This window comes from Neoroseomonas alkaliterrae (genome assembly GCF_014199195.1).
GTDB lineage: Bacteria > Pseudomonadota > Alphaproteobacteria > Acetobacterales > Acetobacteraceae > Neoroseomonas > Neoroseomonas alkaliterrae.
The window spans coordinates 1-20,852 of sequence record NZ_JACIJE010000006.1; the positions used below are offsets into that span (position 1 = coordinate 1).

At 70.4% G+C, this 20,852-nt stretch carries 34 protein-coding genes and 1 pseudogene; 30 read left to right on the plus strand and 5 right to left on the minus strand.

What is annotated here, in order from left to right:
• From FHS88_RS11175 to rplQ, 28 genes are all read left to right on the plus strand, one after another.
• A partial coding sequence (locus FHS88_RS11175; RefSeq protein ID WP_221244406.1) for an EF-Tu C-terminal domain-related protein occupies window positions 1–95 on the plus strand: 95 nt, incomplete at its 5' end.
• Window positions 96–120: 25 nt separating this feature from the next.
• Window positions 121–429, plus strand: coding sequence for a 30S ribosomal protein S10 (gene rpsJ / locus FHS88_RS11180; RefSeq protein WP_137127378.1), 309 nt, complete (start codon window positions 121–123; stop codon window positions 427–429).
• A 10-nt stretch (window positions 430–439) separates the two neighbouring features.
• A complete protein-coding gene (gene rplC, locus FHS88_RS11185) occupies window positions 440–1,126 on the plus strand; it encodes a 50S ribosomal protein L3 (RefSeq protein WP_184484609.1) in 687 nt (228 codons plus the stop codon).
• A gap of 11 nt (window positions 1,127–1,137) precedes the next feature.
• Window positions 1,138–1,758, plus strand: a complete 621-nt coding sequence (gene rplD / locus FHS88_RS11190; protein ID WP_184484611.1) for a 50S ribosomal protein L4 — start codon at window positions 1,138–1,140, stop codon at window positions 1,756–1,758.
• Between the two features lie 29 nt (window positions 1,759–1,787).
• On the plus strand, window positions 1,788–2,084 hold the full coding sequence (locus FHS88_RS11195) for a 50S ribosomal protein L23 (RefSeq protein WP_456306787.1): 297 nt from the start codon (window positions 1,788–1,790) through the stop codon (window positions 2,082–2,084).
• 3 nt (window positions 2,085–2,087) lie between these two features.
• A complete protein-coding gene (gene rplB / locus FHS88_RS11200; RefSeq protein ID WP_184484615.1) occupies window positions 2,088–2,924 on the plus strand; it encodes a 50S ribosomal protein L2 in 837 nt (278 codons plus the stop codon).
• 4 nt (window positions 2,925–2,928) lie between these two features.
• Window positions 2,929–3,207 (plus strand): 30S ribosomal protein S19, encoded by a 279-nt coding sequence (gene rpsS / locus FHS88_RS11205; protein ID WP_184484617.1) that lies wholly within the window; start codon window positions 2,929–2,931, stop codon window positions 3,205–3,207.
• Window positions 3,208–3,211: 4 nt separating this feature from the next.
• The gene (gene rplV / locus FHS88_RS11210; protein ID WP_184484619.1) at window positions 3,212–3,613 is read left to right on the plus strand and encodes a 50S ribosomal protein L22; all 402 of its coding nucleotides are present in this window, start codon (window positions 3,212–3,214) and stop codon (window positions 3,611–3,613) included.
• A gap of 1 nt (window position 3,614) precedes the next feature.
• Complete coding sequence (gene rpsC / locus FHS88_RS11215) at window positions 3,615–4,292, plus strand: 30S ribosomal protein S3 (RefSeq protein ID WP_184484621.1); 678 nt, start codon at window positions 3,615–3,617, stop codon at window positions 4,290–4,292.
• A gap of 12 nt (window positions 4,293–4,304) precedes the next feature.
• On the plus strand, window positions 4,305–4,724 hold the full coding sequence (rplP, locus tag FHS88_RS11220; RefSeq protein ID WP_184484623.1) for a 50S ribosomal protein L16: 420 nt from the start codon (window positions 4,305–4,307) through the stop codon (window positions 4,722–4,724).
• 1 nt (window position 4,725) lies between these two features.
• The gene (gene rpmC, locus FHS88_RS11225; RefSeq protein WP_184484625.1) at window positions 4,726–4,941 is read left to right on the plus strand and encodes a 50S ribosomal protein L29; all 216 of its coding nucleotides are present in this window, start codon (window positions 4,726–4,728) and stop codon (window positions 4,939–4,941) included.
• A gap of 16 nt (window positions 4,942–4,957) precedes the next feature.
• On the plus strand, window positions 4,958–5,236 hold the full coding sequence (gene rpsQ / locus FHS88_RS11230; protein WP_184484627.1) for a 30S ribosomal protein S17: 279 nt from the start codon (window positions 4,958–4,960) through the stop codon (window positions 5,234–5,236).
• Between the two features lie 3 nt (window positions 5,237–5,239).
• Window positions 5,240–5,608, plus strand: a complete 369-nt coding sequence (rplN, locus tag FHS88_RS11235) for a 50S ribosomal protein L14 (protein WP_137127388.1) — start codon at window positions 5,240–5,242, stop codon at window positions 5,606–5,608.
• 4 nt (window positions 5,609–5,612) lie between these two features.
• Window positions 5,613–5,933 (plus strand): 50S ribosomal protein L24, encoded by a 321-nt coding sequence (gene rplX / locus FHS88_RS11240; protein WP_184484629.1) that lies wholly within the window; start codon window positions 5,613–5,615, stop codon window positions 5,931–5,933.
• Window positions 5,930–6,490, plus strand: a complete 561-nt coding sequence (gene rplE, locus FHS88_RS11245) for a 50S ribosomal protein L5 (protein WP_184484631.1) — start codon at window positions 5,930–5,932, stop codon at window positions 6,488–6,490. Before rplX ends, rplE begins: the two co-directional genes overlap by 4 nt.
• A gap of 53 nt (window positions 6,491–6,543) precedes the next feature.
• Window positions 6,544–6,849 (plus strand): 30S ribosomal protein S14, encoded by a 306-nt coding sequence (gene rpsN, locus FHS88_RS11250; protein ID WP_184484633.1) that lies wholly within the window; start codon window positions 6,544–6,546, stop codon window positions 6,847–6,849.
• Between the two features lie 11 nt (window positions 6,850–6,860).
• The gene (gene rpsH / locus FHS88_RS11255; protein ID WP_184484635.1) at window positions 6,861–7,259 is read left to right on the plus strand and encodes a 30S ribosomal protein S8; all 399 of its coding nucleotides are present in this window, start codon (window positions 6,861–6,863) and stop codon (window positions 7,257–7,259) included.
• Between the two features lie 14 nt (window positions 7,260–7,273).
• Complete coding sequence (gene rplF, locus FHS88_RS11260) at window positions 7,274–7,807, plus strand: 50S ribosomal protein L6 (protein ID WP_184484637.1); 534 nt, start codon at window positions 7,274–7,276, stop codon at window positions 7,805–7,807.
• Complete coding sequence (rplR, locus tag FHS88_RS11265; protein ID WP_184484639.1) at window positions 7,807–8,169, plus strand: 50S ribosomal protein L18; 363 nt, start codon at window positions 7,807–7,809, stop codon at window positions 8,167–8,169. The genes rplF and rplR overlap by 1 nt, the downstream gene beginning before the upstream one ends.
• A gap of 12 nt (window positions 8,170–8,181) precedes the next feature.
• A complete protein-coding gene (rpsE, locus tag FHS88_RS11270) occupies window positions 8,182–8,814 on the plus strand; it encodes a 30S ribosomal protein S5 (protein WP_184484641.1) in 633 nt (210 codons plus the stop codon).
• Window positions 8,807–8,995 carry a 50S ribosomal protein L30 gene (gene rpmD, locus FHS88_RS11275; protein ID WP_184484643.1) on the plus strand — a complete coding sequence of 63 codons (189 nt, stop codon included), beginning with the start codon at window positions 8,807–8,809 and terminating at the stop codon, window positions 8,993–8,995. The genes rpsE and rpmD overlap by 8 nt, the downstream gene beginning before the upstream one ends.
• A gap of 3 nt (window positions 8,996–8,998) precedes the next feature.
• Complete coding sequence (gene rplO / locus FHS88_RS11280; protein ID WP_184484645.1) at window positions 8,999–9,487, plus strand: 50S ribosomal protein L15; 489 nt, start codon at window positions 8,999–9,001, stop codon at window positions 9,485–9,487.
• A 96-nt stretch (window positions 9,488–9,583) separates the two neighbouring features.
• Window positions 9,584–10,942, plus strand: a complete 1,359-nt coding sequence (gene secY, locus FHS88_RS11285; protein ID WP_184484647.1) for a preprotein translocase subunit SecY — start codon at window positions 9,584–9,586, stop codon at window positions 10,940–10,942.
• 15 nt (window positions 10,943–10,957) lie between these two features.
• Window positions 10,958–11,611, plus strand: coding sequence for an adenylate kinase (locus FHS88_RS11290; protein ID WP_184484649.1), 654 nt, complete (start codon window positions 10,958–10,960; stop codon window positions 11,609–11,611).
• Window positions 11,612–11,757: 146 nt separating this feature from the next.
• On the plus strand, window positions 11,758–12,135 hold the full coding sequence (gene rpsM / locus FHS88_RS11295) for a 30S ribosomal protein S13 (RefSeq protein WP_184484651.1): 378 nt from the start codon (window positions 11,758–11,760) through the stop codon (window positions 12,133–12,135).
• A gap of 1 nt (window position 12,136) precedes the next feature.
• Window positions 12,137–12,541 carry a 30S ribosomal protein S11 gene (gene rpsK / locus FHS88_RS11300; RefSeq protein ID WP_184484653.1) on the plus strand — a complete coding sequence of 135 codons (405 nt, stop codon included), beginning with the start codon at window positions 12,137–12,139 and terminating at the stop codon, window positions 12,539–12,541.
• Between the two features lie 73 nt (window positions 12,542–12,614).
• Window positions 12,615–13,628 (plus strand): DNA-directed RNA polymerase subunit alpha, encoded by a 1,014-nt coding sequence (locus FHS88_RS11305; RefSeq protein WP_184484655.1) that lies wholly within the window; start codon window positions 12,615–12,617, stop codon window positions 13,626–13,628.
• A 27-nt stretch (window positions 13,629–13,655) separates the two neighbouring features.
• A complete protein-coding gene (rplQ, locus tag FHS88_RS11310; RefSeq protein WP_184484657.1) occupies window positions 13,656–14,081 on the plus strand; it encodes a 50S ribosomal protein L17 in 426 nt (141 codons plus the stop codon).
• An 80-nt stretch (window positions 14,082–14,161) separates the two neighbouring features.
• Here rplQ and FHS88_RS11315 read toward each other — a convergent pair whose 3' ends face one another.
• Together FHS88_RS11315 and FHS88_RS20820 are read right to left on the minus strand one after the other, a co-directional pair.
• The gene (locus tag FHS88_RS11315) at window positions 14,162–14,629 is read right to left on the minus strand and encodes a hypothetical protein (RefSeq protein ID WP_184484660.1); all 468 of its coding nucleotides are present in this window, start codon (window positions 14,627–14,629) and stop codon (window positions 14,162–14,164) included.
• Window positions 14,630–14,705: 76 nt separating this feature from the next.
• A pseudogene (locus tag FHS88_RS20820) lies at window positions 14,706–15,671 on the minus strand (tripartite tricarboxylate transporter substrate-binding protein).
• A gap of 96 nt (window positions 15,672–15,767) precedes the next feature.
• Here FHS88_RS20820 and FHS88_RS11330 point away from each other — a divergent pair.
• Together FHS88_RS11330 and FHS88_RS11335 are read left to right on the plus strand one after the other, a co-directional pair.
• The gene (locus FHS88_RS11330; protein ID WP_184484664.1) at window positions 15,768–16,166 is read left to right on the plus strand and encodes a DUF2306 domain-containing protein; all 399 of its coding nucleotides are present in this window, start codon (window positions 15,768–15,770) and stop codon (window positions 16,164–16,166) included.
• Window positions 16,167–16,175: 9 nt separating this feature from the next.
• The gene (locus tag FHS88_RS11335; protein WP_184484666.1) at window positions 16,176–17,162 is read left to right on the plus strand and encodes a cyclase family protein; all 987 of its coding nucleotides are present in this window, start codon (window positions 16,176–16,178) and stop codon (window positions 17,160–17,162) included.
• 177 nt (window positions 17,163–17,339) lie between these two features.
• Here the strand turns inward: FHS88_RS11335 and FHS88_RS11340 are convergent, their stop codons facing one another.
• The 3 genes from FHS88_RS11340 to FHS88_RS11350 are packed head-to-tail and all read right to left on the minus strand — an operon-like array spanning window position 17,340 to window position 20,838.
• Window positions 17,340–18,077, minus strand: a complete 738-nt coding sequence (locus FHS88_RS11340; RefSeq protein WP_184484668.1) for a sulfite exporter TauE/SafE family protein — start codon at window positions 18,075–18,077, stop codon at window positions 17,340–17,342.
• Window positions 18,026–19,435, minus strand: coding sequence for a hypothetical protein (locus FHS88_RS11345; protein ID WP_184484669.1), 1,410 nt, complete (start codon window positions 19,433–19,435; stop codon window positions 18,026–18,028). The genes FHS88_RS11340 and FHS88_RS11345 overlap by 52 nt, the downstream gene beginning before the upstream one ends.
• Window positions 19,432–20,838: a hypothetical protein gene (locus FHS88_RS11350; RefSeq protein WP_246419843.1), complete on the minus strand. Its 1,407-nt coding sequence runs from the start codon at window positions 20,836–20,838 to the stop codon at window positions 19,432–19,434. Before FHS88_RS11350 ends, FHS88_RS11345 begins: the two co-directional genes overlap by 4 nt.
• Between the last annotated feature and the right edge of the window lie 14 nt (window positions 20,839–20,852).

A 20,852-nucleotide genomic window follows, 5' to 3' on the forward strand; every position in this document is an offset into this window, starting at 1 on the left:
TCGCGCCGATCGCCATGGACGAGGGCCTGCGCTTCGCCATCCGCGAGGGCGGCCGCACCGTCGGCGCCGGCGTCGTCGCCAAGATCGTGGCGTAACGGCAGGAACGCGGGTCCGATCGTCATGGACAACCAGAACATCCGCATCCGCCTCAAGGCGTTCGATCACCGCGTGCTCGATGGCAGCACGCGGGAGATCGTGAACACCGCGAAGCGGACCGGCGCGCGCGTGCGGGGCCCGATCCCTCTGCCGACGCATATCGAGCGTTTCACGGTGAACCGCTCGCCTCATGTGGACAAGAAGTCGCGCGAGCAGTTCGAGATCCGGACGCATCGCCGCCTTCTCGACATTGTCGACCCCACTCCGCAGACCGTGGACGCGCTGATGAAGCTCGACCTGGCTGCCGGCGTGGACGTCGAGATCAAGATCTGAGGACGCAGCCATGGCCGCGAAGACGGGCCGCACCGGCCTGATCGCGAGGAAGCTGGGGATGTCCCGGCTGTTCAACGAGGACGGCTCGACCGTGCCCGTGACGCTGCTGCACGTGGACAATGTCCGCGTCGTGGCGAGGCGCACGGTGGAGAAGGACGGCTACGACGCCGTCCAGGTCGGCATCGGCGTCGCGAAGCCCAAGAACGTCTCGAAGGCGAATAAGGGTCATTTCGCGAAGGCCGGCGTCGAGGCGCCGCGCAAGGTGGTCGAGTTCCGCGTCGGCGCCGATGCCGCGCTTGAGGCCGGCACCCGGCTCAGTCCCGCGCATTTCGTGAAGGGCCAGAAGGTGGACGTGACGGGGGTCACGGTCGGCAAGGGCTTCGCGGGCGCGATGAAGCGCTGGAACTTCTCGGGCCTCGAGGCCTCGCACGGCGTGTCGATCAGCCACCGTTCGCACGGTTCGACCGGCAACAGGCAGGATCCTGGCAAGACCTTCAAGAACAAGAAGATGGCCGGACACCTCGGTGTCGAGCGCGTCACCACCCAGAACCTGGAAGTGGCGGGCGTCGACGCGGAGAAGGGTCTGGTGCTGATCAAGGGCGCCGTGCCGGGCGCGAAGGGCAGCTACGTGCTGGTGCGCGACGCCGTGAAGCGCGCGCGCCATGCCGATGCGCCCTTCCCGGCGGCCGTGGCCTGAGGACGCCGAAGATGCAGGTCAACGTCATCACCCTCGATAACGGCACTGCCGGCCAGATCGAGCTGCCGGACGAGGTGTTCGGGGCGCAGCCGCGCGCGGACATCATGGCGCGCGTGGTGCACTGGCAGCTCGCCAGGCGGCGCGCCGGAACGCACAAGACGAAGGGCATGGGCGAGGTCTCCGGGACCACCAAGAAGCCCTATCGCCAGAAAGGTACCGGCAATGCGCGTCAGGGCTCGCTGCGTTCGCCGCAGTTCCGCAAGGGCGGCGTGGTGCATGGTCCGGTCGTGCGCGACCATGGTTACAGCCTGAACAAGAAGGTCCGTCGCCTCGGGCTGATCTCCGCGCTTTCCATGAAGGCGGCCGAGGGCAAGCTCGTGGTGCTGGACAGCGCCTCGGTGCCGGCCGATGCCAAGACCTCGGCGATGGCGGCGAAGCTGAAGGCGCTCGGCTGGACGAGCGCGCTTGTGGTGGACGCTGCGGCGGACGAGAACTTCGCCCGCGTCGTGCGCAACCTGCCGAAGGTGCAGGTGCTGCCGACTGTTGGCGCGAATGTCTATGACATCCTGAACCACGACGTGCTCGCGGTGACGCGCGCCGGCGTCGAGGCGCTGAAGGAGCGGCTGGCATGAGCGACGCCCCGAAGCAGAAGCGTCCGGTGATCGGGCGGGAGCGGATGTACCAGACCATCCTTGCGCCCGTGGTCACCGAGAAGGCGACGCTGAACAACGAGCGCGGGCAGGTGACCTTCAAGGTCGCTGTGGACGCGACCAAGCCGCAGATCAGGGCGGCGGTCGAAGGGCTGTTCGGCGTGAAGGTGCTTGCGGTCAACACCATCCTGGTGAAGGGCAAGCGCAAGCAGTTCCGTGGCCGTCCCGGACAGCGCTCGGACTGGAAGAAGGCGATGGTGCGCCTGGCCGAGGGCCAGAGCATCGATCTCACGACGGGGCTCGCGTAAGCCATGGCTCTGAAGAACTTCAACCCCGTCACGCCGTCGCTGCGCGGGACGATCCTCATCGATCGGTCCGAGCTGTGGAAGGGCGCGCCGGTCAAGGGCCTGACCGAGGGCAAGACCTCCTCGGGCGGGCGCAACAACCACGGCCGCATCACCGTCCGCTTCCGCGGCGGCGGGCACAAGCGCGCCTATCGCCTCGTGGACTTCAAGCGCCGCGCCAAGTTCGGCGTGCCCGGCGTGGTGGAGCGGCTGGAGTACGATCCGAATCGCACCGCCTTCATCGCGCTGGTGAAGTATGAGGATGGGGAGCTCTCCTACATCCTCGCACCGCAGCGCCTGAAGGCCGGCGACACCGTGGTGTCGGGCGAGAAGGTGGACGTGAAGCCGGGCAATGCCATGCCGATGGCGGCTATCCCGGTCGGCACGATCATCCACAACATCGAGCTCAAGCCGGGCGCTGGCGGCAAGCTCGCGCGCTCGGCCGGTGCTTTCGCGCAGCTCGTCGGCAAGGATGGCGGCAACGCCCAGGTGAAGCTGATGTCGGGCGAGCTGCGGCTGATCCGTTCGGAGTGCATGGCCTCGATCGGCGCCGTGTCCAACCCGGACAACAGCAACCAGCAGCTCGGCAAGGCGGGGCGCAGCCGATGGCTTGGCCGCAAGCCGCACAACCGCGGCGTGGCGATGAACCCGGTTGATCACCCACATGGTGGTGGTGAGGGTCGCACCTCGGGCGGCCGTCATCCGGTCACGCCCTGGGGCAAGCCGACCAAGGGCGCGAAGACGCGCAACAACAAGCGGTCCGACGGGCAGATCGTCCGCCGCCGCAACGCGACGAAGGGCTGACGCAATGGCGCGCAGCGTCTGGAAGGGGCCGTTCGTGGACGGCTACCTGCTCAACAAGGCGGAGGCCGCCCGTGCGTCCACGCGCAACGAGATCATCAAGATCTGGTCGCGCCGCAGCACGATCCTGCCGCAGTTCGTGGGCCTGACCTTCGGCGTCTACAACGGCAAGAAGTTCCTGCCGGTGCAGGTGACGGAGAACATGGTGGGCCACAAGTTCGGCGAGTTCTCGCCGACGCGCACCTTCTCCGGCCATGCGGCCGACAAGAAGGCGAAGCGGGGCTGATCCGATGAGCAAGCCGAAGCATCCCCGGGGGCTGGCGGAGCACGAGGCGCAGGCCGTGACGTGGAACATCCGCGTCAGCCCGCGCAAGCTGAACCTCGTCGCCGGCATGATCCGCGGCAAGCGGGCGCAGGACGCGGTCGCGCAGCTGACCTTCTCCAAGCGCCGCATCGCGGGCACGGTGAAAAAGACGCTCGAGAGCGCGATCGCCAACGCGGAGAACAACCACAGCCTCGACGTGGACCGCCTGGTCGTGTCGAAGGCAGAGGTAGGCCGCGCCATGGTGATGAAGCGCTTCCATGCGCGCGGCCGCGGGCGCGCCTCGCGTGTGGAGAAGTGGTTCAGCCATCTGAAGATCGTGGTGGCGGAGCAGCAGCTGGCCGCCCCGGCCGAGCAGGAGGCCGCGTAACATGGGCCAGAAGGTCAATCCGATCGGGCTGCGGCTCGGCATCAACCGCACCTGGGACAGCCGTTGGTTCGCGGGCAGCGACTACGCCAAGCTGCTGCACGAGGACTTCAAGCTGCGCGAGACGCTGACCAAGCGCCTGAAGGGGGCGGGCGTGTCCCGCGTTGTGATCGAGCGTCCGGCCAAGAAGCCGCGCGTCACGATCCATGCCGCGCGTCCGGGCGTCGTCATCGGCAAGAAGGGCGCCGACATCGAGGTGCTGCGGAAGGATCTGCAGAAGATGGCCGGCGCCGAGGTGGCGCTGAACATCGTCGAGATCCGCAAGCCCGAGATCGACGCGACGCTGGTGGCCGAGAGCATCGCGCAACAGCTTGAGCGCCGCGTGGCCTTCCGTCGCGCGATGAAGCGCGCGGTGCAGTCCGCGATGCGCCTTGGCGCGCAGGGCATCCGGATCAATTGCTCCGGTCGCCTCGGCGGCGCCGAAATCGCGCGCATGGAGTGGTACCGAGAGGGACGCGTGCCGCTGCACACGCTGCGCGCGGATATCGATTTCGGCACGGCGACCGCGAAGACCACCTATGGCACCTGCGGTGTGAAGGTCTGGATCTTCAAGGGCGAGATCATGGCGCACGACCCGATGGCGCAGGACAAGCGCGCCGCCGAGCAGGCGCCTCAGCGCTGAAGGTGAAGGACGATGCTGCAGCCTAAGCGCACCAAGTTCCGCAAGGCCCACAAGGGCCGCATCCACGGGATCGCCAAGGGTGGGTTCACGCTCTCCTTCGGCGGTTTCGGCCTGAAGGCCCTCGAGCCGGACCGCGTCACCGCGCGCCAGATCGAGGCCGCGCGCCGCGCCATCACACGCGCGATGAAGCGCCAGGGCCGGGTGTGGATCCGCGTCTTTCCGGATGTGCCGGTTTCGACGAAGCCGGCGGAAGTCCGCATGGGCTCCGGCAAGGGCTCGCCCGAGTACTGGGTGTGCCGCGTGAAGCCGGGCCGCGTCATGTTCGAGATCGACGGCGTCTCCGCCGAGACGGCGCGCGAGGCGCTGTCCCTCGGCGCGGCGAAGCTGCCGATCAAGACGAAGTTCGTCACCCGCCTGGGTGCGGAGGCCTGAGATGGCTGCGACCAAGATCGGCGATATCCGCGCCAAGTCCGCGGACGAGCTGAACACCATGCTGCTCGACCTGCGCAAGGAGCAGTTCAACCTGCGCTTCCAGCGCGCGACCGGCCAGATCGAGGCGCTCTCGCGCATCAAGCAGGTCCGGCGCGACATCGCGCGGGTGAAGACCATCATCGGCGAGCGCGCGCGCAGCGCCGCCACCAAGGCCTGAGAGGAGACCGACGGCGATGCCGAAGCGCGTCCTCACCGGGCGGGTCGTCAGCGACAAGACCGACAAGACCATCACGGTCCTGGTCGAGCGTCGCGTGATGCATCCGCTCTACAAGAAGTTCATCCGGCGCTCGAAGAAGTATGCCGCCCATGATGACGCCAACCTCTGCAAGGAAGGCGACGTCGTGCAGATCGAGGAGTGCCGCCCGATCAGCAAGACGAAGTCCTGGGTGGTGATCGAGCGCAACGGCGCGGCGGTCGAGCGCCCGGCCTTCCTTGGCGCGGCGGAGGCCTGATCCATGATCCAGGTCGAGAGCAACCTCGAGGTCGCCGACAATTCCGGTGCGCGCCGCGTGCAGTGCATCAAGGTGCTTGGCGGCTCGAAGCGCAAGACCGCCGGCGTGGGCGACATCATCGTCGTCTCCGTCAAGGAGGCGATCCCGCGCGGCAAGGTGAAGAAGGGGACGGTGGAGCGCGCGGTGATCGTGCGCACCGCCTATCCGGTGCGCCGGCAGGACGGCACGGTGATCCGTTTCGACCGGAATGCGGCGGTGCTGATCAACAAGCAGAACGAGCCGATCGGCACCCGCATCTTCGGGCCCGTGGTGCGCGAGCTGCGGGCGAAGAAGTTCATGAAGATCATCTCGCTGGCGCCGGAGGTGCTGTAACACCATGGCCGCCAAAATCAGGAAGGGCGACCGCGTCCAGGTCCTCACGGGCAAGGACAAGGGTCGCCAGGGCGAAGTGATCCGGGTGATGCCGGCGGAGGGCCGCGCCCTCGTGCAGGGGCTGAACCTGGTGAAGCGGCACCAGAAGCCGCAGGGCATGGGCCGCCCCGGCGGCATCCAGGAGAAGGAGGCGGGCATCCACCTCTCGAACCTGGCCCTGCTCGACCCGAAGTCGGGCAAGCCGACGCGGGTCGGCTTCAAGGTGCTCGAGGACGGCAAGAAGGTCCGGGTGGCGAAGGCCTCCGGCGAGGTGCTCGACGCATGAGCGAAGCGATGGAACAGCCGCGGCTGCGGAAGCACTACGACGAGGTCGTGCGCAAGCGCCTCATCGAGGAGTTCGGGTACAAGAACCCGATGGAAGTGCCGAAGCTCGAGAAGATCGTGGTCAACATGGGTGTCGGCGAGGCGGCCGGCGACCAGAAGAAGCTCGACGCCGCGGTGGCGGACATGCAGGCGATCTCCGGCCAGAAGCCGGTGAAGACGAAGGCCAAGAAGGCGATCGCGGGCTTCAAGATCCGCGAGGGCATGGCCATCGGCTGCAAGGTGACGCTCCGCAAGCAGCGCATGTACGAGTTCCTCGACAGGCTCGTGACCATCGCGCTGCCGCGGGTGCGCGACTTCCGCGGCCTGCCCGGCAACAAGGGCTTCGACGGGCGGGGTAATTTCTCCCTCGGCCTGAAGGAGCAGATCGTGTTCCCCGAGATCAGCTACGACAAGGTGGACGCGATCCGCGGCATGGACATCGTCTTCGTCACGACGGCGAAGACGGACAAGGAAGCGAAGGCACTGCTCAAGGCCTTCGACCTTCCCTTCCAGAACTGATTTTTGGAAAACCGCCGGGCGATGCCCGGCAGGTTCCGGAGGACCTAGACGGCATGGCCAAGACCTCGTCTGTCGAGAAGAACAAGCGTCGCGAGAGGCTGTCGAAGCTTCACGCCGCAAAGCGCGCCGCGCTGAAGGCCGTGGTGATGAACCGCGAGCTGCCGGTCGAGGAGCGCTTCGAGGCGACGCTGAAGCTCGCCCAGCTGCCGCGCAATGGTGCGGCGAACCGCGTGCGCCTGCGCTGCGAAGTGACCGGCCGCCCGCGCGGCAACTACCGGAAGTTCAAGCTGTGCCGCAACCAGCTGCGGGAACTGGCGTCGAAGGGCCAGATCCCCGGCGTGGTGAAGGCGAGCTGGTAAGGGGGCCGGCCATGTCCATGTCCGATCCGCTGGGCGATATGCTCACCCGCATCCGCAACGCGCAGGCCGCAAGGCAGTCGCGCTGCAAGGCGCCGGCCTCCAAGCTGCGCGAGAACGTGCTCGAGGTGCTGAAGCGCGAGGGCTACATCCGCGCCTGGCGCACCGAGGAAGTGCGCCCCGGCGTCCGCTTCATCGACATCGAGCTGAAGTATTCGGAGGGCGAGCCCGCCATCAAGGAGATCACCCGTGTCTCCAAGCCCGGCCGGCGCGTCTATTCCAAGATCGCGGAGCTGCCGAAGTTCTATAACGGCCTCGGCACCTCCATCCTGTCCACGCCGCGCGGCGTGATGAGCGAGAACGAGGCCCGCGCCGCCAATGTCGGCGGCGAAGTCCTCTGCCGCGTGTTCTGACGGAGGGACGAGAGATGTCTCGCGTCGGGAAGTATCCCGTTCCGGTTCCCGCGGGCGTCACGCTCGCGCTCGCCGGCCGCACGCTGACTGCCAAGGGCAAGCTCGGTGAGCTCAAGCTCGACCTCACGGACGACGTGGATGTCGAGATCAAGGCCAATGAGGTCGCGGTGTCGCCGCGCCGCACGGACCGCCGCGCGCGGACCATGTGGGGCACGACGCGCAGCCTGATCAACTCGATGGTGACGGGCGTCTCGACGGGCTTCTCGAAGTCCATGGAGATCAACGGCACCGGCTACCGCGCGGCGGTGCAGGGTTCCGATCTGGTGCTGAACCTCGGTTACAGCCACGAGATCCGCTACCCGATCCCGAAGGGGATCAAGATCACCTGCGAGAAGCCGACCGCCATCAAGGTGGAAGGCTCGGACAAGCGGCAGGTCGGCCAGGTGGCGGCCGAGATCCGCGCGTATCGCGGCCCCGAGCCCTACAAGGGCAAGGGCGTCAAGTACGAGAACGAGCAGATCCTCCGCAAGGAGGGCAAGAAGAAGTAATGGCCAGCAAGCTCGACCTCGAGGCGCGGCGCCGCCGCCGCCTCCGTTTCCAGCTCCGGCAGAAGTCCGGTGGGCGCGTGCGCCTCTCGGTCTTCCGCTCGGGCCGGCACATCTACGCGCAGGTGATCGACGACAAGGCGGGGCGCACGCTCGCCGCCGCCTCCTCGCTCGAGAAGGCGATGCGCGAGGGGCTGAAGACCGGCGCGGACCGCGATGCGGCGGCCGCCGTCGGCAAGCTGGTCGCCGAGCGCGCGATCGCGGCCGGGGTGACGGAAGTCGTCTTCGACCGCGGTCCGTATCTCTACCATGGGCGCGTCAAGGCGCTCGCGGACGGCGCCCGCGAGGGCGGGCTGTCGTTCTGAGGGTGATGAAGCATGGCACGTGAACCGAGGACCGGCGGCGAGGGTGGCGGCGAGGGCGGGCGCGAGCGCCGCGGCCGCCGCCGCGACAGCGACCGTGACAACCGGCAGGAGCGCCAGGAGGGCGACGAGCTGAAGGACAAGCTCGTCACCATCAACCGCGTTGCCAAGGTGGTGAAGGGTGGCCGGCGCTTCTCCTTCGCGGCCCTGGTCGTGGTCGGCGACGAGAAGGGCCGCGTGGGCTGGGGTGCGGGCAAGGCGCGCGAGGTGCCGGAGGCCATCCGCAAGGCGACGGAGCGTGCCAAGCGCACGATGATCCGCGTGCCGATGCGCGAGGGGCGCACCCTGCACCACGACGTGATCGGCGAGTTCGGCGCCGGCCGCGTGATCCTGCGCGCCGCCCCGGCGGGCACCGGCATCATCGCCGGCGGCCCGATGCGCGCGGTGTTCGAGACGCTCGGCATGGGCGACGTCGTCGCCAAGTGCACCGGCTCGGCGAACCCGCACAACATGGTGAAGGCCACCTTCGCGGCGCTGCAGAAGTGCACCAGCCCGCGCGCCGTCGCGGCGCGCCGCGGCAAGAAGGTCGCCGACATCCTCGGCCAGAAGAAGGACGCCGCCGAGGCGGCGGAGGCAGCCAATGCCTGAGCAGAAGAAGACCGTGAAGGTGACCCAGACCGGGTCGCCGATCGGCCGCAAGCCGGGCCAGAAGGAGACCCTTATCGGTCTCGGCCTGAACAAGCGCCATCGCACGCGCGAGCTGGAGGACACTCCGGCCGTGCGCGGCATGATCCGCAAGGTCGCGCACCTGGTGCGCGTCGAGGACTGAGCCATGAAGCTCAACGAAATCCGCGACAACGAGGGCGCGCGCCCGAAGTTCAAGCGCATCGGCCGCGGCATCGGCTCCGGCAAGGGCAAGACCGGCGGCCGCGGCGTGAAGGGCCAGAAGGCGCGCACCGGTGTGTCGCTGAACGGATTCGAGGGCGGCCAGCTCCCGATCTACCGGCGCATGCCGAAGCGCGGCTTCGTCAATCCTTTCCGCAAGGATTATGCGGTGCTGAATCTTGGCGCGCTTGACGCGGCGATCGAGGCGGGCCGGCTGCCGGCGGATGCGGCGATCGACGAGGCGGCGCTCAAGGCGGCCGGCGTGGTGCGCGGCTCGGCGAAGCTCGCCGGCGTGCGTCTGCTCGCGAAGGGCGAGATCAAGCGCGCGGTGAAGATCACCGTCTCCGGCGCGTCGGCTGCGGCGGTCGCGGCCGTCGAGGCGGCGGGCGGCACCGTCACGGTCACCGGGTCGGCCGCGGAGCCGGCGTCGGAGTGACCCTTGCCGCTGGCCTGCCGCGTGGCTAGGTCAGGGACCGGTCTTCGCTGCGGCGCGCGGGGCCACCCGGGCGCCGCAGTGCTGAGGAGATAGCGCATGGCGTCGGCGTCCGAGCAGGCGATGGCGAGCCTCAACTTCGGGGTTCTGGCCAAGGCGACCGAGCTCAAGAAGCGCATCTGGTTCACCCTGGGTGCGCTGATCGTCTACCGCATCGGCACCTACGTGCCCGTGCCCGGCGTGGATGCCGCGGTGATGGGCGAGATCCTGGCCCAGCACGGCGGCGGGATCCTCGGCATGTTCGACATGTTCTCGGGCGGCGCACTCGGGCGCATGACGGTCTTCGCCCTGAACATCATGCCCTACATCAGCGCCTCGATCATCGTGCAGCTGATGACGGCGGCGATTCCCTCGTGGGAGCAGCTCAAGAAGGAAGGCGAGGCGGGGCGGAAGAAGCTCAACCAGTACACCCGATATCTCACGGTGCTGATCGCGCTGTTCCAGGCCTGGGGCATCGCCATCGGGCTCGAGGGGATGCGCGGGCAGTTCGGCGCCGCGGTCTACGACCCGGGCTGGTTCTTCCGCATCTCCTGCGTGACGACGCTGGTCGGCGGGACGATGTTCCTGATGTGGCTCGGCGAGCAGATCACCGCCCGCGGCGTGGGCAACGGCATCAGCCTGATCATCTTCGCCGGCATCGTCGCGAATCTGCCCTCGGCGCTGGTGAGCACGCTGGAGCTCGGCCGCACCGGCGCGCTCTCGACCTTCTTCATCATCTTCTTCCTGCTTGCCGCGCTCGCCATCATCTTCGTCGTGGTGTTCATCGAGCGGGCGCAGCGGCGCATCCCGGTGCAGTATCCCAAGCGCCAAGTCGGCAACCGCATGTTCAGCGGCGAGGCGACGCACCTGCCGCTCAAGCTGAACACCGCGGGCGTCATCCCGCCGATCTTCGCCTCTTCGCTTCTTCTGTTGCCGGCGACGATCGCGGGCTTCTCGACGGACCCGACGCAGGAAGGCTGGCTGCAGACCATCAGCGCGATGCTTGGCCATGGGCGCCCGCTCTATATGGGCCTCTACATGGCGCTGATCGCCTTCTTCGCCTTCTTCTACACGGCGGTGGTGTTCAACCCGGCCGACACGGCGGACAACCTGAAGAAGTACGGCGGCTTCGTGCCCGGCATCCGGCCCGGCCAGCACACGGCGGAGTATCTCGACCGCGTGCTCACCCGGCTGACCGTGGTCGGCGCCTTCTACCTCTGCGTCGTCTGCATCATCCCGGAGGTGCTGATCAGCCAGTATGGCGTGCCCTTCTATTTCGGCGGGACCTCGCTGCTGATCATCGTCTCGGTGACCATGGACACGGTGTCGCAGGTGCAGTCGCACCTCTTCGCCCACCAGTATGAAGGGCTGATCAAGAAGGCCCGGCTCGGGGGGCGCGGGATGCCGCGGCCGCGCTAGGGGGAACACCACGTCATGAATCTGATCCTGCTCGGACCGCCTGGGGCGGGGAAGGGGACACAGGCCAAGCGGCTCGAGGAGCAGTTCGGCATCGCCCAGATCTCGACCGGCGACATGCTCCGTGCCGAGGTCAAGTCGGGCAGCGAGATCGGCCTGCAGGCGAAGGCGATCATGGAGCGGGGCGAACTCGTGCCCGACGGCGTGATCACCGCCATGCTCGCCGCGCGGGTCTCGCGCCCCGATTGCGCGAAGGGCTTCATCCTCGACGGCTTCCCCCGCACCGTGCCGCAGGCCGAGGCGCTGGACCGGATGCTGGCCGAGAAGGGGCTCCGGCTCGACCATGTGATCGAACTGAAGGTGGACGATGCCGCGCTGGTCGAGCGCATCGCCGGCCGCTTCACCTGCGCGAAGTGCGGGGCGGGCTACCACGACACCTTCAAGCCCACGGCGAAGCCCGGGGTGTGCGATTCCTGCGGCTCCACCGAGTTCACCCGCCGCGCCGACGACCGGGCCGAGACGGTCGCGGCCCGGCTCGAGGCCTACCACCGCCAGACGGCGCCGCTGCTGCCCTATTACGCGGCGCAGGGGAAGCTCTCGGGTGTGGACGGCATGGCCAGCATGGACGCGGTGGCGCGCCAGATCGGCGCGATCCTCACCGGGAAGGGTTGACTCTCAGGGGGGCGGGGGCTAGATGGCCCCCTCCCGCGACCGGGCTCGCCCGGCCGCCGTTCATCGTTGCATGGATTGGTTCACTGCGCCGGAGGGGACGCTGCCCCGCACGGCGGTTATCGGGGCTCTGCCCCAGGAGAGGCACTGTGGCGCGCATCGCCGGCGTGAACATCCCGACCAACAAGCGGGTGCTCATCTCGCTTCGCTACATCTACGGCATCGGGCCGCAGAACGCGAAGGAGATCTGCGGGAAGCTCGGCATCCCCGACGACCGTCGGGTGAACCAGCTCACCGATGACGAGGTCCTGAAGATCCGCGAGCTGATCGACCGCGAATACCAGGTCGAGGGCGACCTGCGGCGCGAGCAGGCGATGAACATCAAGCGGCTGATGGACCTCGGCTGCTACCGGGGGCTCCGCCACCGCAAGGGCCTGCCGGTCCGCGGGCAGCGCACCCACACCAATGCCCGCACCCGCAAGGGCAAGGCCGTGCCCATCGCCGGCAAGAAGAAGGTGACGAAGTAAGATGGCCCGCGAACCCCGCGGCGGCGCCCGTGGCCCCGTCAAGCGCAAGGAACGGAAGAACATCAGCTCGGGCGTGGCCCATGTGCTGGCGTCCTTCAACAACACCATCGTGACCATCACCGACGCCCAGGGCAACGCCATCGCGTGGTCGTCCGCCGGCTCCCAGGGCTTCAAGGGCAGCCGCAAGTCCACCCCGTATGCGGCGCAGGTCGCGGCGGAGGATGCCGGGCGCAAGGCGCGCGAGCACGGCATGGAAACGCTCGAGATCATGGTCAGCGGCCCGGGCTCGGGCCGCGAATCGGCGCTGCGCGCCCTGCAGGCGGTGGGCTTCTACGTCACCGCCATCAAGGACGTGACGCCCATCCCGCACAACGGCTGCCGCCCGCGCAAGCGTCGCCGCGTCTGATTCGGACGCGCCGGAGCGCGCCCCGGGCGGGCGCGATGCCTTGCCGCCAAGCCAGCCGACAGGAGATCGAAGAGTGCTCGAGAGGAATTGGCGTTCGCTGATCGAGACGCAGAAGACCGTCGAGATGGGCGCGGACCCGCTGCGCACGGCGACCGTCGCGCTGGAGCCGCTCGAACGCGGCTTCGGCATGACGCTCGGCAACGCGCTGCGGCGCGTGCTGCTGTCGTCGCTGCAGGGCGCGGCGGTGACGGCCATCCGCATCGACGGCGTGCTGCACGAGTTCAGCTCCATCCAGGGCGTGCGCGAGGACGTGACGGACATCGTCCTGAACGTGAAGCAGCTCGCCATCCGCATGCAGGGCGAGGGGCCGAAGCGCCTCCAGCTCACCGCGACGGGCCCGGGCGAGGTGACCGCGGGGCAGATCCAGACCACCGGCGACATCGAGATTGCGAACCCCGAGCTCGTGCTCTGCACGCTCGATGACGGCGCGAAGCTCTCGATGGAACTGACGGTGGACGTGGGCAAGGGCTATGTCCCGGCTTCGGAGAACCGTCCCGAGGACGCGCCGATCGGCCTCATCCCGGTGGATGCGATCTACTCGCCGGTGCGCCGCGTGGCCTATCGCGTGGAGCCGACCCGCGTCGGCCAGAAGACCGACTATGACAAGCTGGTCCTGACGGTCGAGACCGACGGCACGCTCGCGCCCGAGGATGCCGTCGGTGTCGCCGCGCGCATCCTGCAGGAGCAGCTTCAGATCCTGATCAACTTCGACGAGCCGCGCGCGCGGGTCGAGGAGGAGATCCGCGACGACCTGCCGTTCAACCGCAACCTGCTGCGCAAGGTGGACGAGCTCGAGCTCTCCGTCCGCTCGGCGAACTGCCTGAAGAACGACAACATCGTCTATATCGGCGACCTCGTGCAGAAGACCGAGCAGGAGATGCTCCGCACGCCGAACTTCGGCCGCAAGTCGCTGAACGAGATCAAGGAAGTGCTCGCCTCGATGGGCCTCAGCCTCGGCATGACTGTGACCGGCTGGCCGCCCGAGAACATCGAGGAACTCGCGAAGAAGGTGGAGGAGCCCTTCTGAGGGGCCATCCGGTAAGGAATACGAACCATGCGTCACGGAATTGCCGGGCGTAAGCTCAGCGTCACCTCCGCCCATCGCCTCGCCATGTTCCGCAACATGGCGACCTCGCTGCTGAAGCACGAGCAGATCACCACGACCCTGCCGAAGGCCAAGGAACTGCGCCCGTATGTCGAGCGCATCATCACCCTCGGCAAGCGCGGCGGGCTGCATGCGCGCCGCCAGGCGCTGGCGCAGATCCGCGACGAGAAGATCGTGGCCAAGCTCTTCGGCGAGATCGCCGAGCGCTACAAGGGCCGCGCGGGCGGCTACACGCGCGTCCTGCGCGCTGGCGTGCGCTACGGCGACGCCGCGACCATGGCGGTGATCGAGCTGGTGGACCGCAACGTGGCCGCGAAGGGCCAGGACAGCGGGCCGAAGCCCGAGGCCGCGGCGGAAGAGACCGCCGAGTCCTGACCACTGCGCGAAGAGGCAACCGGATGACGGGGCGGAGGGGCAACCTTCCGCCCCTTTTCTTGCGCGCCCGGCTCGCGCGCTCAGCGGGGGCCGATGATCTCCGCCAGCGCCGGGATGAACCCCTGGATGGGCGGCCGCAGCGCCTCGGGCCAGGCGCGCGGGTCCGGCGGGACGGACAGGCGCACCGCGCCGTTCTCGGTCAGGATCAGGTACATCCTGTCGTCCTGGATGTCGTAGGCCAGGAAGGCGCCGCCGACCCGGCATCCCTCCGCGCGGCAGCCCCAGCCATAGAGGTAGCGGTCCCCGGCGATCGCCACCGGCGGGCCGGGGTCGCGCAGCCGCGCCGCCAGCACGCCGCGATGCCCGCCACTGTTGAAGCGCAGCCCGGTGGTCATTTCCGGGCGCTGCGCAAGCGCGAGCACCGGCTCCCCCACGACGCTGCGGACATCGTCCTGCGCCGCGGCCGGCGCTGCGGCCAGCACCGCCGCGGCCAACGCGCCGCGCCACCCGCGCAGCATCCGGCGCGAGAAGGGCGTGGGCGCGGCCATTCGCCGCCGTATCTGCCGGAGGGACATCATCCCGCCAGCATGTGCCCGATCTCGGCCGCCGCCGCTAGCGCCGCGCCTATTCGATGCTGATGTTCGCCGCCCGCACCAGCGCGGTCATCGCGGCGCGGCCCTCGGTGACGAAGCGGGCGAAGGCGCCCGGATCGTTACCGACCGGCACGGCGCCGAGACGCGCGAGGCGCGTGCGGACCTCCTCCTCGGCCAGGGCCGCGGCGAGGGCCTCGTGCAGGCGCGCGGCGATGGGCGCGGGCGTGCCGGCCTGGGCGAAAAGGCCCACCCATTCGCTCACGTCGAAGCCTGGCAGGCCGGATTCGGCGAGGGTTGGCAGATCGGGCCGGTTCGCTTGGCGCGCCGCGGTGGCCACCGCGAGGAAGCGTGCCCGCCCCGCCTCGACCACGGGCCGGGCCGAGAGCGCGGTGATGAACACGCCGTCAAGATTGCCCGCCGCGGGGTCGCGCGCCGCGTCCGCGCCGCCGCGTTACGGCACGTGCTGCACCTCGATCCCGGCCTCGCGGGCGAAGCGCGCGAGGCCGAGATACCCGGCCGTCGCATTGCCCTGGGTGCCCATGTTGATGGTGTTCGGCCGCACCTTGGCCGCGGCGATGAAGGCGGCGATGTCGCGCGCGGGGAAGTCGGCCTTCACCGCGACCACCTGCGGGAATGTGCAGATCTGGCTGATCGGCAGAAAGGCGGTCGCGTAGTCGAAAACCAGCCCGCGCAGCAGCGCGCGGTTCACGATGTGGGAGGAGGCGTCCCAGAGCAGCGTGTAGCCGTCCGCCGCGCTGCGCGCGACCTCCGCCCCGCCGATGGAGCCGCTGGCGCCGGTGCGGTTCTCGACGACGAAGGTGGCCGAAAGTCGTTCGCCCATGCGCGGCAGGATGGTGCGCGCCGCGGAATCCGCGGCTCCCCCGGCGGCGAAGGGGACAAGCACCCGGATCGGGCGGGCCGGCCAGGCCTGCGCGAAGGCGGGGCGGGCGAGGGGCAGGGCGGCGGCGGCGAGCAGCGTGCGGCGGGCGAGGGTCATGTCCAGGTCTCCCAGATCTCGCGCGTCGCGTGGTTGCGCGCCGGCCCGCCGTCAAGCCGCATGGCGCGCCGGCCCGCGGCGCGGCAGGATGCGCGCATGACGCTCGATCCCCTGATCGCCGCCCCCTTGCTCGTGCAGGCGCATGCCGCCGCGGCGGTGCTTGCCGCGCCGCTCGGCCCCGCGCAGTTCGTGCTGCCCAAGGCCGATGCGCAGCATCGCGCGCTGGGCCGGGTGTGGGTGCTGCTGATGGCGGTGGCGGCGGCGTCGGCGCTCGCGATCACCGGGTTGGCCGGGCCCGGGCGCTGGTCCCTGGTGCATCTGCGCGTACCGGTGCTGGCGCTGCTGCTGGCGCTCGCGGTGCTCGCCGCGCGGCGCGGGTGGGCCGAGCGGCATCGCTGGACGATGGTCGGGCTCTATCTCGGCGCCCCGCTGATCACGGGCGCCTTCACGCTGATGCCCGCGCGCATCATGCATCGCGTCCTTCCCGGGGGCTGAGTCCGCACCATGGCGAAACCACCGCGCTACGACGACCTGCCGCGCCCGGCCGGCGATCCGACGGGCCTGCCGCTCGCCTGGGGCGTCTGGGGGCCGGAGGACGAGATCGGCACGCTCAACCGTATCACCGATGCGACGGTCGCCGCGGCACGCGAGGAGATCCGCGACGGTCGCCGCTTCAACCTGAACTTGCCGCTCGACGAGCCCTTCGGCGCCGCGCTGCCCGGCGCGCATCGGCGCCGCGCGGCGCCGCATCCGGTGATGGTGGCCGAGGAACAGCCCGGTCGCGTGACGCGCGACGACAGGCTCGACGGCTTCTGGCTGCAGGCGAGCACGCAATGGGACGGGCTCAGCCACTTCGCCGACCCGACGCACGGCTTCTACAACCATGCGCCGCTGTCCTCGATCGTCCACGGGGCGGCAAGCCGCAACGGCATCGACAAGGCGCTGGCGCATGGCATCGCGGGGCGATGCGTGCTGGCGGACCTCGCGCGGCATTTCGCCCGGACCGGGCGCGCCTGGGGGCCGATGGGCGGCCGGCGCGCGACGGCCGAGGACCTCGCCGCCTGTCTCGCCGCGCAGGGGGTGGCGCTGCAGCCCGGGGACATCCTGCTGGTCCGCACGGGCTGGCTCGCGGCCTTCCGCGCGGCGCCGGATGCGGCGGCGCGGCATCGGCTGATCCAGGGCGAGAACGGCGCGCGGGACTATTCGGGCCTCGACGGCCAGGAGCCGATGTGGCGCTTCCTGTGGGATGCCGGCGTCGCCGCCGTGGCGGCCGACAACCCGACGGTGGAGGCCTGGCCGATCTTCCCCTGGAAGCCGGCGCTGCACCTCGCCATCGCGAGGCTCGGGCTGTGCCTCGGGGAGTTCTTCGACCTCGAGGCGCTGGCGGCGGACAGCGCCGCGACCGGCCGCTGGACCGCCTTCCTGACGGCGGCGCCGCTGAACCTGCGCGGCGGCATCGGCAGCCCGGGGAATGCCATGGCGATCCGGTGAGCCGGCCGGGCCGTGCGCGGCGGGCGGCGGGGCTGCCGCTTCGTCCGCAGGCATGGCGCGCGGAAGCCTTGGCCCCTGTCTCGACCCGAGCATCGTGAGCGATCGGCAGCGCTGACGCGGAGTGTTTTCCGGCTCCTGCCGCCACCGCCGGCGGCCCATGCGCCGCGCGGGCCGGGATCATCCGAGGCCGCGGAACGCGAGCCAGGCCCCGATCAGCCCCAGCGCGACCTGCACGATCCGCCGGAACGCCGCCTCGTCGAGCCGCTGCCGCAGACGCCGCCCGGCCGCCATGCCGAGGAAGGCCGGCACCAGCCCGGCGAAGGACGCGAGGCCGAGTTCCGCCGGCAGCATCCCGCCCCCCGCGAGCCCGGCCGCGATCGCGCCGTTCACCAGCACGACGGCAAGGCCGAAGCCCTGCACGAACTGCTCCCGCGGCAGCCGGATCGCCTGCAGCCAGGATGCGGCCGGCACCAGGAAACTGCCCGTCAGCCCGGCAATGGCTCCGGAGACGAGGCCGAGCGGCGGGCCGAGCCAGCGTTCCGCCCACGGCCCCGGCGCTGGCATGGCCGGCGCGGCGAGCGCAACCGCCGAGGACGCCACCAGGGTCAGCCCGAGCAGCCCCGAGAGCAGCACGGCATCCGCCCGCGCGAGCTGCCCGGCCGCGATCCAGGCCGCGCCCGCCGCGCAGACCAGGAAGGCGCCGATCCGCGGCGCGACCCGGCGCAGGGTGCCGCCCGCGAAGGCCTGCCAGAGATTCGTAGCAAGCGAGGGCACCAGCATCAGCGCGATCGCCTCGGGCAGGGGGCGGAACAGCGCGAGCAACGCGATGCTGACCGTGGGCAGGCCGAAGCCCGCCACCCCCTTCACGAGGCCGGCGAGGAGGAAGATCGCGAGGACGGGGAGGAGGTCTGCCATGCCGCCATCCTGGCGCGGATGCGCGCCGCCTCGTTCAGGTCCGGCCCGAAGCGCGGCGCGAGGCCCAGCACCGCGGCCAGCGGCACCAGCCAGATGATCCGCGCCTGGTAGCGGTTATGCGGGCCCGACAGCGCGCCGGTGGCGAAGGCGTTGACCAGCACCGCGACCAGCATCCCCGCCACCAGCCCGCCGCGCAACCGGTCCCGCTGCCAAGCCGCGAGAGCGAGCGCGAAAAGCGCCAGCGGCAGCGCCAGCATCAGCGCCGGCCCATGCACCGCCAGGAAGGGTGCGGCATCCTGGCGCAGCGTGCCGCGCATCTGCGCGCCGGCATCGAAGCTCGCGAGCTCCCCGGGCGGCAGCCGCGCGATGGCGCGGCGCGCCGAGGCGGCGAGGTGCTCGCGGCCCAGCGTGTCGCCCACCTCGGTCATGGCGAGCTGGCGGAAGGTGTTGTGCAGCATCGCCTCGGCGACCTCGAGGGGCCGCTCGCGCAGGGTGCGCTCGATGATCTGCGCCGCCTCGGGCGCGAGCCGCATCCCGCCCATCGCGATGGCCCGGCCATCCGGCCTGCGGTTCGGCGGCGATTGCGGGTCCCACAGGAAGGCGTCGCTGTCCATCGGCAGGCGGGAGGCGAAGGCGCAGAGATACCAGCCGCTGGCCGGGCAATTGGCACGGATGGTCGCCGCGGCCGGGCCGTCGGCCTGCAGCCGCGCCAGCAGGAAGACCGCGCCATGCGGCGAGAGGCTCGCGCGCCCGAAGGCCCAGGCATTCGCCCCGGTCAGCGCGGCGACGGCCAGCGCCACCGGCAGCGCGGCGCGCAGCGGCGGCAGGATTCCCCCGCCCATCACCGCGACCACGAGCACCATCGCCACGGCGGTCGGCAGGTGGGAGAGATGCGTCGCGGTGGCGAAGGCGCCGAGGATGACGAGCCAGGCTGTCTCGCCCCTCGTCAGCCTCTCCAGCGCGAAGCCGAGCAGCAGGATGCAGAGCGGCGCGACCGCGGCGAAGATGTCGGGCATCAGCGTCGCGGCGAACCAGGGCGCGGAGGTGAAGGCCGCGAGCGCGCCGCAGAGCAGCAGGTGGCCCGGGATGGTCGCCTCCCCGCGCGCGGCGCGCTGTGTGAGCCACAGCAGGTGCGAGAGCGCCAGCAGTTGCGCCAGCAGCGCCGGCCACAGGCTCACGCCCCAATGGAACAGGTGCAGCGCCGCGCCGTAGGCCGGCGTCTTGTCCCACGGCCATTCGGGGATGAGCGTCTGGCCGAGATAGGAGACCGTGTCGATAAAGACGAGCGGATAGCCGTTCAGCACGATCGGCCAGCCGAGCAGCAGGGCGCCGGCGAGGATGACGAGAGCTGCGATCATGACCGCCGCCGCGGCATCAGCAGCAGGATGGCGGCGGCGGGCAGCAGCCAGGCGATGCGCGCCTGGTAGCGCGGGAAGACGCCGGAGAGACCGCCCGTGGCCACCGCATTCGCCAGCGCGCCCGCCAGCACCATCGCGAGGAAGGTAAGCGCCACCGCATCCCCCGCGCGCCAGGCGCGCAGGCCGCCCGCCGCGAGCAGCGGCAGGCTCAGCAGCAGCGCAGCCCCATGCAGCGGCGCGAGCGGCATCATGGCCTCGCGCAGAACGCCGCGTGGCTGGCGGGCGGCGTCGTAGGCGGCGCGTTCGCGCGCCGGGAAGCCCTCGGCGATGCGCGGGCGCAGCGCGGTGCGCAGATGGTCGTCGCCCAGCGTGTCGCCGATGCCGGCGGTGACGAGCTGCCGCAGGGCGTTGCGCAGCACCGCCGTGGCGACGGCGAGCGGATGCTCGGCGATGGTCGCGGCGACGATGGCCTGCGCCTCGGGCGCGATGAGCGCGCCGCCGAGGAAGCGCGCCCGGCCCTCGGCATCGCGGTTGACCGGGCTGTCCGACGCCCACAGGAAGTCGTTGGCATCCATCGGCAGCCGGTCGGCGAAGGCGCAGAGATACCAGCCGGCTTCCGGGCAGCGCGCGCGGATCACCGCGGCAGCGGGCCCGTCGGCCTGCAGCCGGGCGAGCATGAAGGTGGCGCCATGCGGCGAGAGCGCGGGGCGGCCGTGACCCGCCCAGTTCGTCGCCAGCAGCAGCACGATGGCGGCCAGCAGGGGCGCGGCGGTGCGCGCCCCGTCGCGCAGCGCCCGGCCCCGGGGCAGGCCGAGCAGGAATGCCATGCAGGCGAGCGCGAGGGCGAGCGGCAGATGCGCCAGATGCGCCGCGATGCCGAGCGTCGCGACGGTGCCGAGATACCAGGCCTCCGGCCCCGTCATCGCCTCGCGCGCCGGGCCGAGCAGGAACAGCGCGAGCAGGATGGCGGGCGCGAAGAGGTCGGGCATCAGCAGCGCGACGGTGAAGGGTGCGGTGCTGGCCGCTGCGAGCGCGGCGCAAAGGCCGAGATGCGCGGCGGGCGCGGCGGTGCCGCGCAGCGCGCGCTGCGCGAGCCACAGCAGATGCGAGACGAGCAGCGCCTGCGCCGCGAGCGGCGCCCAGAGCGTGACGCGCCAGTGGAAGGCGTGCAGCAGCGGCCCGTAGATCCAGGGCTTGTCCCAGAGCATCAGCGGGCCGAGCGTCTGGTGCAGGAAACCGCCGGTGTCGCTGAAGACCAGCGGGTAGCCGTTGAACACCGCCGGCCAGACGAGCAGCGCCGCGCCGCCCAGCACCGCGGATGCGACAAGCGGCGCGGGGACCGGGCCGGCGCCCGCCTGCGGTGTTCGCGGGGCCGCCTCGCCGGTCGCTTCCCTGCGCATCATTCCCGGACCCTCAC

What these genes read in the sequence shown, in the direction of transcription:
- rpsJ (WP_137127378.1), top strand. Translation starts at nt 121, where the DNA reads ATGGACAACCAGAACATCCGCATCCGCCTCAAGGCGTTCGATCACCGC.
- rplC (WP_184484609.1), top strand. Translation starts at nt 440, where the DNA reads ATGGCCGCGAAGACGGGCCGCACCGGCCTGATCGCGAGGAAGCTGGGG.
- rplD (WP_184484611.1), top strand. Translation starts at nt 1,138, where the DNA reads ATGCAGGTCAACGTCATCACCCTCGATAACGGCACTGCCGGCCAGATC.
- rplB (WP_184484615.1), top strand. Translation starts at nt 2,088, where the DNA reads ATGGCTCTGAAGAACTTCAACCCCGTCACGCCGTCGCTGCGCGGGACG.
- rpsS (WP_184484617.1), top strand. Translation starts at nt 2,929, where the DNA reads ATGGCGCGCAGCGTCTGGAAGGGGCCGTTCGTGGACGGCTACCTGCTC.
- rplV (WP_184484619.1), top strand. Translation starts at nt 3,212, where the DNA reads ATGAGCAAGCCGAAGCATCCCCGGGGGCTGGCGGAGCACGAGGCGCAG.
- rpsC (WP_184484621.1), top strand. Translation starts at nt 3,615, where the DNA reads ATGGGCCAGAAGGTCAATCCGATCGGGCTGCGGCTCGGCATCAACCGC.
- rplP (WP_184484623.1), top strand. Translation starts at nt 4,305, where the DNA reads ATGCTGCAGCCTAAGCGCACCAAGTTCCGCAAGGCCCACAAGGGCCGC.
- rpmC (WP_184484625.1), top strand. Translation starts at nt 4,726, where the DNA reads ATGGCTGCGACCAAGATCGGCGATATCCGCGCCAAGTCCGCGGACGAG.
- rpsQ (WP_184484627.1), top strand. Translation starts at nt 4,958, where the DNA reads ATGCCGAAGCGCGTCCTCACCGGGCGGGTCGTCAGCGACAAGACCGAC.
- rplN (WP_137127388.1), top strand. Translation starts at nt 5,240, where the DNA reads ATGATCCAGGTCGAGAGCAACCTCGAGGTCGCCGACAATTCCGGTGCG.
- rplX (WP_184484629.1), top strand. Translation starts at nt 5,613, where the DNA reads ATGGCCGCCAAAATCAGGAAGGGCGACCGCGTCCAGGTCCTCACGGGC.
- rplE (WP_184484631.1), top strand. Translation starts at nt 5,930, where the DNA reads ATGAGCGAAGCGATGGAACAGCCGCGGCTGCGGAAGCACTACGACGAG.
- rpsN (WP_184484633.1), top strand. Translation starts at nt 6,544, where the DNA reads ATGGCCAAGACCTCGTCTGTCGAGAAGAACAAGCGTCGCGAGAGGCTG.
- rpsH (WP_184484635.1), top strand. Translation starts at nt 6,861, where the DNA reads ATGTCCATGTCCGATCCGCTGGGCGATATGCTCACCCGCATCCGCAAC.
- rplF (WP_184484637.1), top strand. Translation starts at nt 7,274, where the DNA reads ATGTCTCGCGTCGGGAAGTATCCCGTTCCGGTTCCCGCGGGCGTCACG.
- rplR (WP_184484639.1), top strand. Translation starts at nt 7,807, where the DNA reads ATGGCCAGCAAGCTCGACCTCGAGGCGCGGCGCCGCCGCCGCCTCCGT.
- rpsE (WP_184484641.1), top strand. Translation starts at nt 8,182, where the DNA reads ATGGCACGTGAACCGAGGACCGGCGGCGAGGGTGGCGGCGAGGGCGGG.
- rpmD (WP_184484643.1), top strand. Translation starts at nt 8,807, where the DNA reads ATGCCTGAGCAGAAGAAGACCGTGAAGGTGACCCAGACCGGGTCGCCG.
- rplO (WP_184484645.1), top strand. Translation starts at nt 8,999, where the DNA reads ATGAAGCTCAACGAAATCCGCGACAACGAGGGCGCGCGCCCGAAGTTC.
- secY (WP_184484647.1), top strand. Translation starts at nt 9,584, where the DNA reads ATGGCGTCGGCGTCCGAGCAGGCGATGGCGAGCCTCAACTTCGGGGTT.
- FHS88_RS11290 (WP_184484649.1), top strand. Translation starts at nt 10,958, where the DNA reads ATGAATCTGATCCTGCTCGGACCGCCTGGGGCGGGGAAGGGGACACAG.
- rpsK (WP_184484653.1), top strand. Translation starts at nt 12,137, where the DNA reads ATGGCCCGCGAACCCCGCGGCGGCGCCCGTGGCCCCGTCAAGCGCAAG.
- rplQ (WP_184484657.1), top strand. Translation starts at nt 13,656, where the DNA reads ATGCGTCACGGAATTGCCGGGCGTAAGCTCAGCGTCACCTCCGCCCAT.
- FHS88_RS11315 (WP_184484660.1), bottom strand. Translation starts at nt 14,629, where the DNA reads ATGGCCGCGCCCACGCCCTTCTCGCGCCGGATGCTGCGCGGGTGGCGC.
- FHS88_RS11330 (WP_184484664.1), top strand. Translation starts at nt 15,768, where the DNA reads ATGACGCTCGATCCCCTGATCGCCGCCCCCTTGCTCGTGCAGGCGCAT.
- FHS88_RS11335 (WP_184484666.1), top strand. Translation starts at nt 16,176, where the DNA reads ATGGCGAAACCACCGCGCTACGACGACCTGCCGCGCCCGGCCGGCGAT.
- FHS88_RS11340 (WP_184484668.1), bottom strand. Translation starts at nt 18,077, where the DNA reads ATGGCAGACCTCCTCCCCGTCCTCGCGATCTTCCTCCTCGCCGGCCTC.
- FHS88_RS11345 (WP_184484669.1), bottom strand. Translation starts at nt 19,435, where the DNA reads ATGATCGCAGCTCTCGTCATCCTCGCCGGCGCCCTGCTGCTCGGCTGG.
- FHS88_RS11350 (WP_246419843.1), bottom strand. Translation starts at nt 20,838, where the DNA reads ATGATGCGCAGGGAAGCGACCGGCGAGGCGGCCCCGCGAACACCGCAG.